The 13786-nt window shown below is 71.8% G+C and carries 9 protein-coding genes and 1 rRNA gene; 6 read left to right on the top strand and 4 right to left on the bottom strand.

Annotation, left to right across the window (positions count from 1 at the left end):
- Nucleotides 1-80 precede the first annotated feature (80 nt).
- Nucleotides 81-719, bottom strand: a complete 639-nt coding sequence (locus ACFYST_RS28900; protein WP_380488803.1) for a two-component system response regulator — start codon at nt 717-719, stop codon at nt 81-83.
- 201 nt (nt 720-920) lie between these two features.
- On the bottom strand, nt 921-5396 hold the full coding sequence (locus tag ACFYST_RS28895) for a HAMP domain-containing protein (RefSeq protein WP_387648930.1): 4476 nt from the start codon (nt 5394-5396) through the stop codon (nt 921-923).
- Nucleotides 5397-5910: 514 nt separating this feature from the next.
- Between ACFYST_RS28895 and ACFYST_RS28890 the strand changes: the two genes are divergently transcribed.
- The 6 genes from ACFYST_RS28890 to ACFYST_RS28865 all read left to right on the top strand — a co-directional run bounded on the left by ACFYST_RS28890 (nt 5911) and on the right by ACFYST_RS28865 (nt 12723).
- Complete coding sequence (locus ACFYST_RS28890) at nt 5911-8466, top strand: SpoIIE family protein phosphatase (RefSeq protein ID WP_387866587.1); 2556 nt, start codon at nt 5911-5913, stop codon at nt 8464-8466.
- A 254-nt stretch (nt 8467-8720) separates the two neighbouring features.
- On the top strand, nt 8721-9275 hold the full coding sequence (locus ACFYST_RS28885; RefSeq protein WP_387866585.1) for a GPR1/FUN34/YaaH family transporter: 555 nt from the start codon (nt 8721-8723) through the stop codon (nt 9273-9275).
- A gap of 161 nt (nt 9276-9436) precedes the next feature.
- Complete coding sequence (locus tag ACFYST_RS28880; protein ID WP_380488798.1) at nt 9437-9826, top strand: GntR family transcriptional regulator; 390 nt, start codon at nt 9437-9439, stop codon at nt 9824-9826.
- Nucleotides 9823-10713: an ABC transporter ATP-binding protein gene (locus ACFYST_RS28875; RefSeq protein WP_387866582.1), complete on the top strand. Its 891-nt coding sequence runs from the start codon at nt 9823-9825 to the stop codon at nt 10711-10713. The genes ACFYST_RS28880 and ACFYST_RS28875 overlap by 4 nt, the downstream gene beginning before the upstream one ends.
- Nucleotides 10710-11711, top strand: coding sequence for an ABC transporter permease subunit (locus ACFYST_RS28870; RefSeq protein ID WP_387648689.1), 1002 nt, complete (start codon nt 10710-10712; stop codon nt 11709-11711). The genes ACFYST_RS28875 and ACFYST_RS28870 overlap by 4 nt, the downstream gene beginning before the upstream one ends.
- A 145-nt stretch (nt 11712-11856) precedes the next feature.
- Nucleotides 11857-12723: a winged helix-turn-helix domain-containing protein gene (locus ACFYST_RS28865; protein WP_387866580.1), complete on the top strand. Its 867-nt coding sequence runs from the start codon at nt 11857-11859 to the stop codon at nt 12721-12723.
- A 5-nt stretch (nt 12724-12728) separates the two neighbouring features.
- Here ACFYST_RS28865 and ACFYST_RS28860 read toward each other — a convergent pair whose 3' ends face one another.
- Together ACFYST_RS28860 and rrf are read right to left on the bottom strand one after the other, a co-directional pair.
- Nucleotides 12729-13610 carry a phosphatase PAP2 family protein gene (locus ACFYST_RS28860; protein ID WP_387866578.1) on the bottom strand — a complete coding sequence of 294 codons (882 nt, stop codon included), beginning with the start codon at nt 13608-13610 and terminating at the stop codon, nt 12729-12731.
- A gap of 84 nt (nt 13611-13694) precedes the next feature.
- Nucleotides 13695-13786, bottom strand: a 5S ribosomal RNA gene (gene rrf, locus ACFYST_RS28855); the annotation flags it as partial.

Genomic DNA, 13786 nt, shown 5'->3' with positions numbered 1-13786 from the left:
GGGCGCACTTCGGCGGGTTGCACCGTCGACGTACCGTCAGCGGCCAGCGAACCACTCGAACGAGTGACGCTGACGGCCGTTCAGTTCGCGCCGGGGCGCAGCGCGTCCAGGGCCCGGCGCAGGCCGGCCAGTTTGCGCTCCAGGTGGGCGGCGGTCGCGGCGGCGCCGGCGCTGTCGGCGGTGGCGTCGAGCTGCTTGGTGAGCGCCTCGGCCTGTTCCTCGACGGCGGCCAGCCGGGCCGACAGCTCGCCGAGCAGCGCCCCGCCGATGGCCGGTTCCTCGTCCGTCTCCAGTTGCAGGCGCAGCAGCGCGGCCTGCTCCTTGAGCTGGGTGTTCTTCACGTACAGGTCGACGAAGACGGAGACCTTGGCACGCAGCACCCACGGGTCGAAGGGCTTCGAGATGTAGTCGACCGCGCCGGCCGCGTAGCCGCGGAAGGTGTGGTGCGGACCGTGGTTGATCGCGGTCAGGAAGATGATCGGAATGTCCCTGGTCCGCTCGCGGCGCTTGATGTGCGCGGCGGTCTCGAAGCCGTCCATGCCGGGCATCTGAACGTCCAGCAGGATGACCGCGAAATCGTCGGTGAGGAGCGCCTTGAGCGCCTCCTCGCCCGAGGAGGCGCGTACGAGCGTCTGGTCGAGCGCGGAGAGGATCGCCTCCAGGGCGAGCAGGTTCTCCGGACGGTCGTCGACCAGGAGGATCTTCGCCTTCTGCACCAGGACCCGCCCTCCTGCCGGTTGTTTCCCCAGAGCGGGCACCTTCGTGCCGCCCATCACTGCCCCGGTCATGCTAGCCGTACCCCCTTGCCTGCCACAGGCCCGGTGCCGGCCGTCACCGTCCGGTCACTGTTGGCAACGACGGGTGACCTTACCGGGTTCCCGGCCGGGGCCGCCAGCGCGGGCGGCCCCGTCGGGCGGCGGTTACCTGACGGGCAGGTGCTGGCGCATCACCGCCAGCAGGTGATCGGTCTCCACCGGCTTGGTGATGTGGTCGGTGGCGCCCGCCTGGAGGCTCTTCTCGCGGTCGCCCTTCATCGCCTTGGCGGTCAGCGCGATGATCGGCAGGCCGGCGAACCGGGGCATCCGGCGGATCTGCTCGGTGGTCGCGTAGCCGTCCAGCTCCGGCATCATGATGTCCATCAGCACCAGGGCGACGTCCTCGTGCTGTTCGAGCATCTCGATGCCCTCGCGGCCGTTCTCGGCGTACAGCACGGTCAGGCCGTACTGCTCCAGCACGCTGGTAAGGGCGAACACGTTGCGGATGTCGTCGTCGACGATCAGCACCCGCTCGCCGTCGAAGCGAACCTGGGTGCCGGCGCTGGTGCGCACCGGGTCGCCCTGGCGCGGGATGCTCTCCTCGGCCGCGCGCGGGGCTTCCTCGGGGCGGGCGGTGCGGCGGCGTTCCAGGGTGGAGCGGCGGCGTTCCTCGACCAGGCCGCGGGCCTCCTGGGTCCACTGCTCGGCGGGCGTACGGGAGGGCTCCAGGGCGCGCGGGACGGCGCCGCGCTCCAGCGCGACCGGCTCGGGGCCCTCGCTGCGCAGCGGCAGGTAGAGCGTGAAGGTGGAGCCGCCGCCGAGTTCGCTGGCCACGTGGATCTCGCCGCCCAGCAGCCGGGCGATCTCCCGGCTGATGGACAGCCCCAGGCCGGTGCCGCCGTACTTGCGGCTGGTGCCGCCGTCGGCCTGCTTGAACGCCTCGAAGATCTCCCGCAGCTTGTTGCCGGGGATGCCGATGCCGGTGTCGGAGACCGAGAAGGCGATCAGCTGCTCGTCGGGGTCGCCGATGGTGCCGGTCTCCAGCAGTTGCTCGCGCACGTGCTGGGGGGTGTCCGGGCCGGACACCGGGCGGATCATCAGCTCGACCGCGCCGGCGTCGGTGAACTTCACCGCGTTGGAGAGCAGGTTGCGCAGCACCTGCTGGAGGCGCTGCTCGTCGGTGTGCAGGGTGACCGGCAGGTCCGGGGAGACCCGGACCGCGAAGTCCAGGTTCTTCTCGGCGGTGAGCGGCCGGAACGCGGCCTCCACGTAGTCGACCAGCTGGACCAGGGCGATCCGGGCCGGGCGGACGTCCATCTTGCCGGCCTCGACCTTGGACAGGTCGAGGATGTCGTTGATCAGCTGGAGCAGGTCGCTGCCCGCGCCGTGGATGGTCTCGGCGAACTCGACCTGCTTGGCGGACAGGTTGCCCTCGTTGTTGTCGGAGAGCAGCTTGGCCAGGATCAGCAGCGAGTTGAGCGGGGTGCGCAGCTCGTGCGACATGTTGGCGAGGAACTCGCTCTTGTAGCGGGAGGCCAGCGCGAGCTGTTCGGCGCGCTCCTCGAGGATCTGCCGGGCCTCCTCGATCTCGCTGTTCTTGATCTCGATGTCGCGGTTCTGCTGGGCGAGTTGCTCGGCCTTCTCCTGCAACTCCTCGTTGGTGCGCTCCAGTTCCTCCTGGCGGGCCTCCAGCTCGGCCGAACGCATCGACAACTCGGCGGTCAGCCGCTGGGATTCGAGCAGCAGGCCCTCGGTCTTGGTGTTGACCGAGATGGTGTTGACAGTGACGCCGATCTGGTCGGCGATCTGGATCAGGAAGTCCAGCGCGACGGTGGTGAAGCTGGAGAAAGTGGCGAGTTCGATCACGCCGAGCAGCCGGTCCTCGAACAGCACCGGCATCACCACCACGTGCGCCGGGGAGGATTCGCCGAGGCCGGAGGAGATCTTCAGGTACCCGGGCGGGGTCTCCTTCAGCACGATCGGCCGCTTCTCCACCGCGGCCTGCCCGATCAGGCCCTCGCCGAGCCGGAACGTGGTGGGCATGGTGCGCCGGTGGTAGCCGTAGGAGCCGATCAGGCGCAGCACGATGTCGTTCTCGTCGTCGTCCTCGGTGACGAGTTCGGCGGTACGCCCGGCAGGCTGGGCGAGGAAGAACGCGCCGTGCTGGGCGGAGACCACCGGGGTGAGCTCGCTCATGATCAGCGAGGCGACGGCGGACAGGTCGCGGCGGCCCTGCAGCAGGCCGGACATCCGGGCCAGGTTGGACTTCAGCCAGTCCTGTTCCTTGTTGGTCCGGGTGGTCTCACGCAGGTTGGCGATCATCTGGTTGATGTTGTCCTTGAGCTCGTCGAGCTCGCCGGACGCGTCCACGTTGATCCGCAGCGACAGGTCGCCCCTGGTGACGGCGGTGGCGACCTGGGCGATCGCGCGCACCTGCCGGGTCAGGTTGTTGGCGAGTTCGTTCACCGACTCGGTCAGGTCCTGCCAGGTTCCGGCCACGCCGGGGACGCGGGCCTGGCCGCCGAGCCGGCCGTCGGTGCCGACCTCGCGGGCGACCCGGGTGACCTCGTCGGCGAACGCGGACAGCTGGTCGACCATGGTGTTGATGCTGGTCTTGAGCTCCAGGATCTCGCCGCGGGCGTCCACGTCGATCTTCTGCGAGAGGTCGCCGCGGGCGACCGCGGTGATGACGAGCGCGATGTTGCGGACCTGGCCGGTGAGGTTGTTGGCCATCAGGTTGACGTTCTCGGTCAGGTCCTTCCAGATGCCGGCCACGCCCGGCACCCCGGCCTGGCCGCCCAGCATGCCGTCGGTGCCCACCTCGCGGGCCACCCGGGTCACTTCGAAGGCGAACGCCGACAGCTGGTCGACCATGGTGTTCAGGGTGTCGGCGAGCGCCGCGACCTCACCGGCCGCGTCGACGGCGATCTTCTTGGACAGGTCGCCGCGGGCCACCGCGGACGCCACCTCGGCGATGTTTCGCACCTGGGAGGTGAGGTTGGACGCCATCAGGTTGACGTTGTCGGTCAGGTCGCGCCAGATGCCGGAGACACCGGAGACCCGGGCCTGACCGCCCAGCATGCCGTCGGTGCCGACCTCGCGCGCCACTCGGGTGACCTCGTCGGCGAACGCGGACAGCTGCTCGACCATGGTGTTGACGGTGGTGACGAGCTCGCGGATCTCGCCCTTGGCGTCGACGGTGATCTTCTTGGAGACGTCGCCCCGGGCCACCGCGGTGGTCACCTCGGCGATCGAACGCACCTGACTGGTCAGGTTGTTGGCCATCAGGTTGACCGAGTTGGTCAGGTCCTTCCAGGTGCCGGACACCCCGGGCACGCTGGCCTGGCCACCGAGGATGCCCTCGGTGCCGACGTCCCGGGCGACCCGGGTGACCTCGTCCGCGAACGCCGAGAGCTGGTCGACCATGGTGTTGATGGTGTTCTTGAGCTCGAGGATCTCGCCGCGCGCGTCGACCTGGATCTTCTGCGACAGGTCGCCCTTGGCGACCGCGGTGGTGACCTGCGCGATGCCGCGGACCTGCGAGGTGAGGTTGTTCGCCATCGAGTTGACGTTCTCGGTCAGGTCCTTCCAGACACCGGCCACGCCCGGCACCTGCGCCTGACCCCCGAGGATGCCCTCGGTACCGACCGCGCGCGCCACCCGGGTCACCTGCTCGGCGAAGCCCGACAGCTGGTCGACCATGGTGTTGATGGTGTTCTTGAGCTCGAGGATCTCGCCGCGGGCGTCAACCTCGATCTTGCGCGACAGGTCGCCCTTGGCGACCGCGGTGGTCACCTCCGCGATGTTGCGGACCTGCGCGGTCAGGTTGGCGGCCATGAAGTTCACCGAGTCGGTCAGGTCGCGCCACACACCGGCCACGCCCGACACCTGCGCCTGACCGCCCAGGCGGCCCTCGGTACCCACGTCACGGGCCACCGTGGTGACCTGCGCGGCGAAGGAGTTGAGCTGGTCCACCATGGTGTTGACGGTGTTCTTCAGCTCCAGCATCTCGCCGTCGACATCGACGGTGACCTTCCGCGACAGGTCGCCGCGGGCCACCGCGGTGGTCACCTCCGCGATGTTGCGCACCTGCGCGGTCAGCCGGCCGGCCATGGTGTTGACGGAGTCGGCCAGGTCCTTCCAGGAACCGGAGACGCTGCGCACCCGGGCCTGACCGCCGAGCTTGCCCTCGGTGCCGACCTCGATCGCCACCCGGGTCACCTGCTCGGTGAACTCGCTCAGCTGGTCGACCAGCCCGTTCACGGTGCGGCCGACCTTCAGGAACTCGCCGCGCAACGGGTAACTGGCGCCGGTGGTGTGCACCGAGCGCAGCTCCATGGTCTGCGTCAGGTCGCCCTCGGCGATCGAGGACAGCACCCGGCCGACCTCGGCCATCGGCCGGGCCAGATCGTCGATCAGCGCGTTGCAGTTGTCGACGGCCGCCATCCAGGCGCCCTCGCCCACACCGGTCTCCAGGCGCTCGGACAGCCGGCCCTCGCGGCCCACCGCCCGCCGCACCCGGGCCAGTTCACCCGTCAGGTGCTGGTTGCGCTCGGCGACCTCGTTGAACACCGCGGCGATCTCCGCCAGCAGGCCGTCGCCCGGGAAGGTCAGCCGGCGGCGGAAGTTGCCGTCGCGCATCGCGGTCAGCGCGGCCAGCAGCTTGCGCAGCTCCGCGGGCTCCGCGCCGCGCTGACCGGGGCCCTGGCGCCGGCCGCCGGCCCGGGCGGGCGGCGCCGACCGCGTGCCGCGTGCAGCGGCCGTCGTGGTTCCGGACACGTCCTTGGTCGCCGAACTCAACGGGGCCCTCCCAGGTCCTCACTGTCACCGCGGCGGAAGGGCCGGAGAAACGGCCCGTCGATTCCCCGCCGTCCCCTCGACCGTACTGCGGTGGTGACGGCACACGGACCCCCCAGTGTGACAGCACTGGCACCCGGTGTCGGACCGGTTGAGGAGGGTTTTCGCGGGCGACCAGGGGAACGACCGGAGAAAGTCGTGAAGGAAATCACCCCCAGGGGCTTGTTTCAGCTCCCCGCCCCCGCGGGGTACCAACCGGAAAGTAGGGTGGAGGGCCGCACCGGGTCGAGGCGACCCCGCCCTGGCCCGCCGCAGATCCCGCCCCACCCGACGTACCAGCAGCAGAGGAGACGTGGCCGTGGTCACCGCGCGCGCAGCCGCCACCTTCGAACCGGTCGACCGGTCGGCCGCCGCGGCCCGCGGCTTCGTCCGGGACGCCCTGCTCGGGTGGGACCTGCCCGAGGTGGTGGACGACGCCGTGGTGCTGGTCAGCGAACTGGTCACGAACGCCGTGGTGCACGCCGGGACGGCCGCCGAGGTGGCCTGCGTGCGCGAGGAGGAAACCGTCCGGATCGAGGTCAGCGACCGGCACCCCGAACGCGGCCAGACCTCGTTCGCCAACGTGACGCTCAACTCCGACCGGTACGCCGACCCGGACAGCGAGGGCGGCCGCGGCCTGCTCATGTGCTCGGCGCTGTCCAGCAGTTGGGGCATCGAGTACGCGGCCGGCCGGAAGACCGTCTGGTTCCGCCTCGCCCTGCCCCAGCAGCAGCCCGGCACCCGGTACGTGCTGCCCAGCCTGCCCGGCGGCGAACTGCCCGCCGCGGACGGGCCGGTGCGGGTCGCCGTGGTCCAGCTCGACGACCACGGCCGGATCCGGCACTGGAACGCCGACGCCGAATCACTCTTCCAGCTCCCCGCCGACGCCGTGTTCGGCCGCCCCTGGGCCGAACTCGCCGTCTGGCCGCAGACCCCCGGCCTCGGCCTCGGCGACACCCTGCGCCTGGCCCGCTGGGAGGGCAGCTACACGGTGCGCGGCGGCGACGGCACCGCCCGCGAGGTGTACGGCGCCCACGTCCGGCTGCGCGACAGCGGTGGCGCGCCGATCGTGATGTGCCTGCTGGTGCGCGAGTCCGACCGCGCGGTGCTGCGCACCCCGGGCACCGCCGCCTCCACCGAGGCCGCCACCACCGCCGTCGAACCGCTCGACCTGCTGGTCGGCCCGGTCGCACCCGACGACCTGTCCAGCCTGCTGCAGCGGATCGTCGAACGCGCCCGCGACCTGCTCGACGCGGACGCCGCCTACCTGATGCTCACCAGCGAGGACGAGACCGAGTTCGAACTGCGCGCCGCCACCGGCCTGGCCGGCCCGGCCCGCCGCTTCGCCCGGCTGCCGATCGACGGCGGCGCCGGCCGCTTCGACTCGGCCCGGCTCCCGGCCGTCCACGAGGACCTCGCGGTGCGGCCCGGCGCCGCACCGCTACTGGCCGGCACCGACCTGCGCTCGCTGATCACCGTCCCGCTGAAGGTCGAGGGCCGCCTCACCGGCTCGCTCGGCGTGGCCGCCGCCCCGCCCGGCCGCTACGACAACGAGGACGCGCTGCGCCTCCAGTTCGCCGCCGACCGCATCGCGCTGGCCCTGGAGAGCGCCCGGCTCGGCGAGCTGGAGCGGCTGCGGCGCGGCTCGCTGTCCTTCCTGGTGGAGGCCTCCGACCTGCTCGCGGGCACCCTCGAGCACGAACAGACGCTCGCCCTGATGGCGCAGATGGCGATCCCCACCCTGGCGTCCTGGTGCGCCGTCTACACCACCGCGGACGCCGCCGCCGGCGCCGACCTCGCCTTCGTCCTGCACGAGGACGAGGACCGGATCGACGCGCTGCGCGCCCTGCTCGACAAGACCCCCGCCCCGGAGGCGGTGTACAGCCCCGGCGCCCGCACCTGGGCCGCACCCGCCGAGACCGCCCACGCGCTGGGCCTGGCCGACAGCCCCGAACTGGCCGGGCTGCTCGGCGAGACGGTGGTGCTGCCGCTGTCCGCCCGCAACCGGGTGATCGGCCTGCTGGTGCTCGGCACCCGGCGCGGCGTCCGGTTCCGCCAGGAGATCCTGGAACTCGGCGAGGACCTCTCCCGCCGGGCCGCCCTGGCGCTCGACAACTCCCGCCTGTACTCGGAGCGCACCGCCATCTCGCAGGCCTTCCAGCGCGCCCTGCTGCCGCCGGAGCTGCCGAAGATCCCCGGCGTCGAGGTCGAGGTGTTCTACCAGGCCGCGGGCGAGGGCAACGAGGTCGGCGGCGACTTCTACGACCTGTTCCCGATCCGCGAGGGCACCTACGGCTTCGCCATCGGCGACGTCTGCGGCACCGGCCCCGAGGCCGCCTCGGTCACCGGCCTGGCCCGCAACTCGCTGCGCCTGCTGGCCCGCGAGGGCCTGAGCGCCCCGCAGGTCCTCACCCGGCTGAACGCGGCCATCCTGGACGAGGGCAGCCGGGCGCGCTTCCTCACCCTGCTGTACGGCGAGCTGACGCCCCGCGAGGACGGCTCCACCGCCCTGTCGCTGGTCTGCGCCGGCCACCCGCTGCCACTGCGGCTGCGCACCGACGGGCAGGTCGACCAGGCCGCCTCGCCGCAGCCGCTGCTCGGGGTGATGGACGAACTCGACCTGACCGCCGAGGAGTTGGTGCTCGCCCCGGGCGAGGTGCTGCTGTGCGTGACGGACGGCGTCACCGAGCGCCGGGAGGGCCGCCGGATGCTCGGCGACGACGGCCTGATCGAGGTCCTGACCGGCTGCGCGGGCCTCACCGCCGGCGCGGTCGCCGCCCGGGTGCACCGCGCGGTGGAGCGCTTCGCACCCGAGCCGCCGTCCGACGACATGGCGATCCTGACCCTGCGCATCCCGACCCAGCGGCTCAACTAGTCACGTTTTGCTCACACTTGCTCGTTCAGCGCGGTTCACAAGGGTACAAATCCCGGAGGCCGGGTAGACCGTAGGCGCCGGGGGATTCCACCCCGGAGGGCATCGACCGGCGGCTCGGCCGCCGGTTCTCTCATTCGCCGCAGCCGCCGCACCCCTCTTCGGTGCGCCCACGACCCGGCACCCGGAACCACCTCGCACACCCACCCTTCACCGCGATCTCGCCATGCCCTGGCGCAGAGTGAAAGGAGCCTCCGGTGAGCAATGACGCCTCCGGGGCGAACGCCCGATCCGCAGACGCGGGTCCTCTCGGTTACCTGGCCCTCGGTCTCACCCTGCTCGCGTACGGCCTGCTCGGCACCGGTGTCCTCAGCGGCACCTCGTCCGGCGGCGCCTCCGCGCTGGCCCACCTGGTCGGCGGGGTGACGCTGTTCGTCGCCGGCCTGTGGCAGTTCCGTGGCGGCGACCGCTTCAGCGGCACCGCGTTCACCGCTCTCGGCGCCTTCTGGGCGACCTGGGCGGCGGCCGGCGGGGCCGGCCGGCACACCGCGGGCCTGTTCCTGCTGCTGTGGGCGCTGCTGGCGCTCACCCTGACCGCCGCCTCCTGGGGCGACGGCCTGCTCGCCCGCGCGGTCTACGGCCTGCTGACGCTGTCCCTGGTGCTCAGCGCCATCGGTGTCCTCAGCGACACCGGCGGCTGGGGCAAGGTCGGTGCCTGGATCGCCGCCCTCTCCGGCCTGGCCGCCTGGTACTGGGCCACCGCCACCCTCACCGGCGGACGCTGGGGCCGGGTGGCACTCCCGGTCAAGTAACCGTCGCAGTCCCCGAGGCCCGGACGCCACCCCCACGGCGCCCGGGCCTCGGCATGTCCGCACCCATCTCCGCTGGTCAACGCCCTTGATGAAACCCTTACTTGACGATTCGTCGGATCGTCAGTTCTATAGTGCTAGGAAGCTAGATAAATGAGGTTGTGGTGATCGAGTTCCACATCGAGCCCCGGTCCGGTGTCGCCCCTTACCTGCAACTGGTCCACCAAGTACGACAGGCCCTCCGACTGGGCCTGCTGCACCAGGGCGACCGGCTGCCGAAGGTCAAGGACGTCGCGGCCAAGGTCGCGATCAACCCCAACACCGTGCTCAAGGCTTACCGCCAACTGGAGAACGAGGGCCTGGTCTCCCCCAAGCCCGGCGTCGGCACCTTCGTCACCGGCACGCTCGGCGACCCCGCCACGTCCGAACACGAGCCGCTGCGGCAGGAGTTGCGCCGCTGGCTGGCCTCGGCCCGGGCCGCCGGACTGGACCCGGAGTCCATCGAGGCCCTCTTCCTCCAGACCTTCCGAAGCACCGTCGAAGAGGAGCGATGACCGCGATCGTCGAAACCCGGGCGCTGACCAAGCGCTACGGCCGCCGCACGGCCCTGGCCGACTGCACCCTGACCGTCCCCGCCGGACGCGTCGTCGGGCTGGTCGGCCCCAACGGCGCCGGCAAGTCCACCCTGCTGCAGCTCGCCTGCGGCCTGCTCACCCCCACCAGCGGCACCGTCGAGGTGTTCGGCCGGCCCCCGGCCGCCGACAGCGCCCAACTCGGCCGGGTGGGCTTCGTCGCCCAGGACACCCCCACCTACGCCGCCCTGAGCATCAACGACCACCTGCGCCTGGGCGCCAAGCTCAACCCCCGCTGGGACGCCGCCCTCGCCGACCGCCGCATCCGGCAACTCGGCCTCGACCCCACCCAGCGGGCCGGCCGCCTCTCCGGCGGCCAGCGCGCCCAGCTCGCCCTCACCCTCGCCGTCGCCAAACGGCCCGAACTGCTGCTGCTGGACGAACCGGTGGCCGCCCTCGACCCGCTCGCGCGGCGTGCCTTCCTGCAGAGCCTGATGGAGTTCGTCGCCGAATCCGAGTCGCAGGCCACCGTGGTGCTCTCCTCCCACCTGGTCTCCGACCTGGAACGGGTCTGCGACCACCTGATCGTGCTGGCCGGCTCCCGCATCCAGGCCGACGGCGAGATCGACGACCTGCTCGCCACCCACTTCCGGCTCACCACCGCCCGCCGCGACGCCGACACCCTGCCGGCCGGCATGCGGGTGATCCACGCCGAACACACCGAACGCCAGAGCACCTTCGTGGTCCGCGCCGACGCCGCCGTCGACGACCCGTCCTGGGTGATGGAACCGCTCGGCCTGGAAGACCTCGTCCTCGCCCACCTCGAAGCCACCGCCGACCCCCGACCCGCCCTGGAGCTCCAGCGATGATCTGGCTGACCTGGCGCCAGTTCCGCGCCCAGTTCATGGTGGCCGCCGCCGTACTCGCCGCCGCCACCGCCTTCCTGCTGATGTCCGGCCTGGACCTGCGGGACAAGTACCACGACCTGACGTCCGGCTGCCCCGGCGGCGGCTGCGCCGACGGGAACCAGCTGATCGACACCTACGCCTTCCCCTACTGGACGGGTACGACGCTGGTCATCGTGGTGCCCGCACTCATCGGGGCGTTCTGGGGCGCGCCGCTGATCGCCCGCGAGCTGGAGACCGGCACCCACCGGCTGATCTGGAACCAGGGCATCGGCCGCGGCCGCTGGCTGGCCGTCAAACTGCTGCTGGTCGGCGCCACCGCCGTGATCGTCACCGGGCTGCTCAGCCTGCTGGTGACCTGGTTCTCCGCCCCGCTGGACCACCTCAGCCACGACCGCTTCACCCCGGTACTGTTCTCCGCCCGCGGCATCGTCCCGCTCGGCTACGCCGCGTTCGCCGTCGCCCTCGGCACCTGCCTCGGCCTGTTCCTGCGCCGCACCGTCGCCGCGATGGCCCTCACCCTGGCCGCCTTCGCCGCCGTCCAGGTGCTGGTCCCGCTCGCCGTCCGCCCCCACCTCGAGCAGCCCGTGCACAGCGTGATCGCACTGGACGCCGACGCCCTGAGGTCCACGCGGATGCTCGGCTTCACCGGCGCCCACGGGCCGTCCGCGACCTTCGTGGCCGGCATCGACAAGCCCGGCGCGTGGATGCTCTCCAACAGCTCGCCCGTCCAGGACAGTTCCGGCCGGACCCTCACCCTCGGCACCCAGCCGTGCGCGAACAACAGCCACGACGTCCCGTCCGAGGAATGCCTCGCCCAGGCGAACCTGCACGTCGCCGTCGACTACCAGCCCGCCGACCGCTACTGGCCGTTCCAGTGGATCGAGACCGCGATCTACCTCGCCCTCGCCGCCGCCCTGGCCGCCCTCACGACCTGGGGCCTGCACCGCCGCCTCGGCTGATCAACACACAGGAGCGGCCGAAGCCAACGCAACTGGCTTCGGCCGCCCCCTCACCCTACGACCGACCGAGTCACCGGCTGAACGATCCCGCAATCCACTCCCGCCCCACCGACCGATTGCTAGGGTCTCCGATCGGAGGCTACGCATGGGCCAGTGGCAGGTGGGCACGGAGACACTCGCCGCATGCCGTTTTGCGTTCTCGCCGCTGGTCGAGACCGTCGCCACCCTCGGCATCCTCGCCGAAATCCGGCCCGAACCCTGGCGCCGCGCCTGGCTCGCCACCCACCAGCCCGCGTTCCACCAGCACCTCGCCACCGCGCCCCAGCTCGCCGACTGGCTGGCCGGCCGCCAGGCCGCCTACTGGCCCACCGAGTTCCGGCTCCCACCGCCCGACCCGGACGCCACCCCGCACGAGTTCGACCTCACCGGGCTCGACCTGGCCCCCGCACTCGCCGCACTCCTCGGCTGGACCTGGCAGCACGTCGTCCGCCCCGAATGGCCGGCCCGCCTGCGTGCGCTGCGCGCCGACGCCACCGGCCGCCGCCGCCTCGCCGACCACCACGGCTGGCCCGCCGCCCTCCCCGTGCTCGGACCCCGGCACCGCTGGCTCTCCACCGGCCGGCTCCAACTCACCGTCCCCACCGACGGCCCCCCGGACGCCGAGCTGCTGTTCGTCCCGACCGGCGCCCGCCACGGCTGGATCACCCAGGACGCCACCCGCGTCGCCGTGATCTACCCGATCTCCGCCGCGCCCGTCCCCACCCCGCGCACCCCGCCCGCCAGCCTCGGCCGCCTGCTCGGCAGCGCCCGCGCCGAACTGCTCGCCGGCCTCGACCGCCCGCGCGACACCGTCCAGCTCGCCACCCTCACCGGCCTCAGCCCCGCCGCCGTGGACGACCACCTCACCGTGCTGCTCGACGCCCGCCTGGTCGCCGGCGCCCGCTCCGGCACCGCCGGCCGCTACTACCGCACCGCCCTCGCCGAAGCCCTGCTCTCCGCCCAGCCCGGCTGAGCCCGTCAGCCCTCCACCGCGCTGGACTCCCGCTCCTGCTCCTCGGGAAGTACCGCCACCGCCTCCTCCGGCTCCTCCGGCCGGCGCCACCCCGACAGGGCCGCCTGCACCAGGTAGACGGTCAGCAGGATCGCCAGCGCCACCAGCCCGTCCGCCCAGAAGTGGTTGGCCGTCACCACGACCACCCACACCGTCACCAGCGGGTGCAGCACCATCAACCACCGCCACGGCCCGCGGGCGACCGTGATCACCGCCACCGCCGTGATCACGCACCATGCCACGTGCACCGAGGGCATCGCCGACAACTGGTCCGCCACCACCCCCGCGACCGCGTTGCCGTACACCGACTGCCCGTACTGCGCCGCCAGATCCACGAACCCGTTCCCCGGCAGCATCCGCGGCGGCGCCACCGGAATGAACTGGATCAGCAGACACACCGCCGTGGTCGCCACCACCGTGGTCCGCACCCACGCGTACCGCTGACGGTGCCGCAGGAACAGCCACAGCAGCACTATCAGCATCACGCCGAAGTGCATCGTCGCGTAGTAGTAGTTCGCCGCCTGCACCAGCCACGGATGCCCCACCACCGACCGCTGCCAGTCCGCCTCGTCCGGCAGCCCCAGTCCCAGCTCCGTCCGGTGGATCCAGTCCGCCCGGTCCAGCGCATGGTCCGTCCCCACCAGCGACAGATGCCCCACCACCTGCCACAGCGCGAACAACGCCAGCAGCGTCCCCGCCTCCCGCAGCACATCCGCCACGACCCGCCCCCGACGCCACTCCCCCGTACTGGCCCGCCGCGCGGCCACCCGACCGACGGTGAACGCCGCTCCGTACAGCGCCGCGGAGGCCGCGGCCGAGGTTTGCCAGGTCAAGGTCAGGTTCTGCATTTGCGAAGGCTATCCGGAAATTTTCCGGCCGGGAATGCAAAGAAGCCCCCTGACATCCCGTCAGGGGGCTTCTTCTGAAGAATTGTTCGGCGGCGTCCTACTCTCCCACAGGGTCCCCCCTGCAGTACCATCGGCGCTGTGAGGCTTAGCTTCCGGGTTCGGAATGTAACCGGGCG

This window comes from Kitasatospora sp. NPDC004614 (genome assembly GCF_042873675.1).
Taxonomy (GTDB): Bacteria; Actinomycetota; Actinomycetes; order Streptomycetales; family Streptomycetaceae; genus Kitasatospora.
Note: the sequence above shows the minus strand (reverse complement) of the source record. Positions and strands in the feature narration are given on the sequence as shown.